We start from the raw sequence: 4,231 nt of genomic DNA, 5'->3' as shown, positions 1-4,231 counted from the left end.
ACCCGGAAGCTAAGCCCTCCAGCGCCGATGGTACTGCACTCGTCAGGGTGTGGGAGAGTAGGTCGCCGCCGACATCAAATGTGGATGGGTGCGCCCTCTGTCTTCGGACAGGGGGCGCACCTTTTTTTGCGTTCAGGCGGCCCGGCATCGTCGCATGGGCCACCGACGGTCCTGGCGCGGCCGGCCACCGTTGTCCCCATCGTCCTGACACTGTCCACAGTTCCGGAATGACCCTGCCGCACCGGTTCCGCTCCGGGCAGTGTCGATCTCGCACGGTTCATCCACGAGAGAAGGAGACGGACATGGACGAGATGACGGTGACCCTGGTGGGCCGGCTGGCCGGCGACGTGAACCCCTGGCGGTTCGCCGACGGCACGGTGAAGGCGAGCTTCCGGCTCGCGGCAAGCGAGCGGCGCTACGACACGAAGACCCGTGAGTGGCGCACGGGGCGTTCGCTGTTCATCACCGTCCAGTGCTGGCGGGGACTCGCGGAGCACGCTCTCCTGACCCTGAAGACCGGCGACCCGGTGATGGTGCACGGGCGGATGTTCGCCCGCGACTACGAAAAGGACGGCCGGCGCAACACGGTGATCGAGGTGGAGGCGTCGGCGGTCGGGCCGGACCTGATGTGGTGCACCGCTGCACTCACGCGGACGTCCTCGTCGCAAGCGGCCCCGGCGGAGGCGGAGCAGCTGTCGGAGCCGCCCATCGACGGAGCGTACGAGGAGGAGCCGGTGGAAGCCGAGGTACGGGCAGGTGAGGTGGCCGTCGGGGCGCGATGACGCGCTACTACCATCGGGGAGTGGCAGAGTTCATCTACAGCATGCTGAAGGTCCGCAAGGCCCACGGCGACAAGGTCATCCTCGACAATGTGACGCTGAACTTCCTGCCGGGCGCGAAGATCGGCGTTGTCGGTCCGAACGGGGCCGGCAAGTCGAGCGTCCTCAAGATCATGGCGGGACTGGACCAACCCAACAACGGCGAGGCGTACCTCAAGCCGGGCGCGTCGGTCGGCATCCTCCAGCAGGAGCCTCCTCTCAACGAGGAGAAGACCGTCCTCGGCAACGTCGAGGAGGGGCTCGGCGAGATCAAGGAGCAGCTCGACCGCTACAACGCGATCGCCGAGCAGATGGCCACCGACTACTCAGACGAGCTGATGGAGGAGATGGGGCAGCTCCAGGAGATCCTGGACCACAACGACGCCTGGGAGCTCGACTCCCAGCTGGAGCAGGCGATGGACGCCTTGCGCTGCCCGCCTCCGGATTCTCCCGTCACCACCCTCTCCGGCGGGGAGCGGCGCCGGGTGGCGCTGTGCAAGCTCCTGCTCAGCAAGCCCGATCTGCTGCTGCTCGACGAGCCGACCAACCACCTGGACGCGGAGAGCGTCCTCTGGCTGGAGCAGCACCTCGCGAGCTACCCGGGTGCCGTCCTGGCCGTCACGCACGACCGGTACTTCCTCGACAACGTCGCGGAGTGGATCCTCGAGATCGACCGGGGGCACACCTACCCCTACGAGGGCAACTACTCCACGTACCTGGAGAAGAAGGCAGAGCGCCTGGCGGTGCAGGGGCGCAAGGACGCCAAGCTGCAGAAGCGGCTCACCGACGAGCTGGCCTGGGTGCGGTCCGGGGCCAAGGCGCGGCAGGCGAAGAGCCGCGCCCGCCTGCAGCGCTACGAGGAGATGGCCACCGAGGCCGAGTCGCACCGCAAGCTCGACTTCGAGGAGATCCAGATCCCCGCGGGTCCGCGGCTGGGGAGCATCGTGGTCGACGTGGATCACCTCGACAAGGGCTTCGACGGGCGCATGCTCATCAAGGACCTGTCGTTCACGCTTCCGCGCAACGGCATCGTCGGCGTGATCGGGCCCAACGGGGTCGGCAAGAGCACGCTGTTCAAGACGATCGTCGGTCTCGAGCAGCCGGACTCCGGCACGGTGAAGGTCGGCGAGACGGTGAAGCTCTCGTACGTGGACCAGAACCGCGCAGGCCTCGACCCGAAGAAGAACGTGTGGGAGACAGTCTCCGATGGGCTCGACCACATCAAGGTCGGTCAGACGGAGATGCCGTCGCGGGCCTACGTCGCGGCGTTCGGCTTCAAGGGTCCGGATCAGCAGAAGCCCGCGGGCGTGCTGTCCGGCGGTGAGCGGAACCGGCTGAACCTGGCCATGACGCTCAAGCAGGGCGGCAACCTGATCCTGCTCGACGAGCCGACCAACGACCTGGACGTCGAGACCCTGGGATCGCTGGAGAACGCTCTCGAGCAGTTCCCCGGTTGCGCGGTGGTCATCTCGCACGACCGCTGGTTCCTCGACCGCGTCGTCACCCACATCCTGGCGTGGGAGGGCACCGACGACACACCGGCATCGTGGTTCTGGTTCGAGGGCAACTTCGAGGCGTACGAGAAGAACAAGGTGGAGCGGCTCGGAGCGGAGGCCGCGCGACCGCACCGCGTGACGCATCGTAAGCTCACTCGTGACTGAGAGCGATGCCTCAGCCGGTCGATGATCACGGTCGGTCCGCCGTGGGAAGCCCCGAACGTCTGGAGATCAGGTGGCCTCGACGCGAGCGGTGCTCGGAGATGACGGTGACGAGACCGGGGCTGACCTGCTCGGATCGGCCTCGGCACTGCGGTGGTCCCGGCCGGATCTGACCGGGGCCATCGCCGAGCACGTCCTGCAGAACGCTCTCTCCGATGGTGACGACGCCGGGTGGCTGCGTGCGGCAGGCTGGGCCGTCCATGCACGCTCCGCCACCGGAGACGGCCGTGACACGGCCTCGGAGGTTCTCGAGCAGGTCGCTCGGCGAGGGGCTTCGCTGCTCGAAGAGCCGGCCGCGGATCGGCTCAGGGTCGAGCTCGCCGTCCTCGCGGCAGGCGCGGGGCGGCTCGACGTGGCCCGGGCGCTCCTGACACCGGTGGCGGTGGCCGACACGGCACCAGAGCTGCGGGCCGACGCGCTCGTGGTGCTGTCGCGGTGCACGATGGAGGACCGCCCCGCAGCGGTCGACGGACTCGTGCAGCGAGTCGCGGCGATCTGGGCCGAGGTCGGCGGCAGACGGGGCGAGATCGGTGCGGCTGCTGCCTCCCTCGTGGCTGCCGGGGCCGAGCGGCGGGCCGCACGCCCGTCGGCGGCGGTCGAGCGCGCCGCGCTGGGCCTGGCCTCGCTCGACCGCGCCCGGGGCGCACGCGCGCAGAGCCCGTCGCGTCATCTCGCGGCGGGTCTCGCCGCCGAGTGGATCGGGGGCCTGCTCGACGCCGGTCGCCTGGAGGAGGCGCAGGAGGGCTGCGCGCCGCTCGGGCCACGGCTGAACGACACCACCCGGCCGAGCCGCCAGATAGCTCTGCTGCGTCTCACCGTGGCGCGTACCCTCGCCACCTCCGGCTCCGACGCCGTCGCCCGGGAGCTGGAGCAGGCTGCACGGGACGCCGGTGCGTGTGACGTGCCGGATCTGGAGTCGGTCTGCTGGTCCACGCTCGGCGCGTTGCAGGAGAAGACCGACCGGCTGGACGAGGTCCTCGGGTCCATCCGTCTCGGTGTCGCGGCGCAGCGGAGGGACGAGGCGCGTGCCGGGCGGTTCCGCGCCGCGCTGGACAGCGTCATGACCACCGTTCCTGAGGTCGGCGCTGCCGAGTCCGGCGTGGCCGCCGTCCCGGCGGGTGACGGTGCGCAGCGAGGCTCGTCGGATGCGGTTGCCACGGAGGTGAACGGAAGTCCGGCCCGGCGTTCGCGCCAGCATCGCCCGATCGACACCGGCCGCAACGGCACCACCGGACCCCTGCCGGCCCGCAACGGCGGTGGCCCGCCCACCGGCGGACCCTGGACGGACTGGAGCAGCGCGGTCGCCCGCGACCGGAACGCCGGCCGCCCGCCCGTCGACGATCCGCTTCGGCCGGGAGGGCCTGCCGATAGGGCGACCCGTCCCACCCGCAACGGTGCGACGGAGTCGGATAACGCCGCCCGCGCCGGGCGGGCATCCCGCGACGACGACTTGCGCAATGGCGACTTGCGCAATGGCGACTTGCGCAACGGCGACACCCGCAACAGCGACTCGCACGGCTCGGTGGCCGACCGGGACGGCGTGCGGCAGGGCGATCGTCGCGGCCCTGGCTCGCCGGGTGGCGGAACCCGGCCGGGCGGCCGTCCCGGCGGCGCCACTGTGAGCAGCGGTTCGGCGGGCAGCGGTTCGGCGGATAGGGACCCACCGGGTACGGACAGCGGTGCGCGGCGGTCGCG

General features: G+C 70.4%; 3 protein-coding genes. All 3 read left to right on the top strand.

Annotated features, from left to right (window positions below; all coding sequences use genetic code 11):
* Nucleotides 1–302: 302 nt before the first annotated feature.
* Nucleotides 303–782: a single-stranded DNA-binding protein gene (locus JWR81_RS21165; protein WP_297655640.1), complete on the top strand. Its 480-nt coding sequence runs from the start codon at nucleotides 303–305 to the stop codon at nucleotides 780–782.
* Nucleotides 783–802: 20 nt separating this feature from the next.
* Nucleotides 803–2,479, top strand: coding sequence for an energy-dependent translational throttle protein EttA (ettA, locus tag JWR81_RS21160; protein WP_297655637.1), 1,677 nt, complete (start codon nucleotides 803–805; stop codon nucleotides 2,477–2,479).
* Between the two features lie 70 nt (nucleotides 2,480–2,549).
* Nucleotides 2,550–4,231 (top strand): hypothetical protein (locus JWR81_RS21155; RefSeq protein WP_297655634.1); only part of this gene is annotated, 1,682 nt, incomplete at its 3' end.

It is taken from the genome of Pseudonocardia sp. (assembly GCF_025965585.1).
In the GTDB taxonomy this organism is placed as follows: domain Bacteria; phylum Actinomycetota; class Actinomycetes; order Mycobacteriales; family Pseudonocardiaceae; genus Pseudonocardia.
The sequence above is the reverse complement of the archived record's forward strand: the minus strand, read 5'-3'. Positions and strand labels throughout refer to the sequence as shown.

Bases quoted from the DNA above. Each gene is read 5' to 3' on its own strand.
- JWR81_RS21165 (WP_297655640.1), top strand. From the start codon at position 303: ATGGACGAGATGACGGTGACCCTGGTGGGCCGGCTGGCCGGCGACGTG.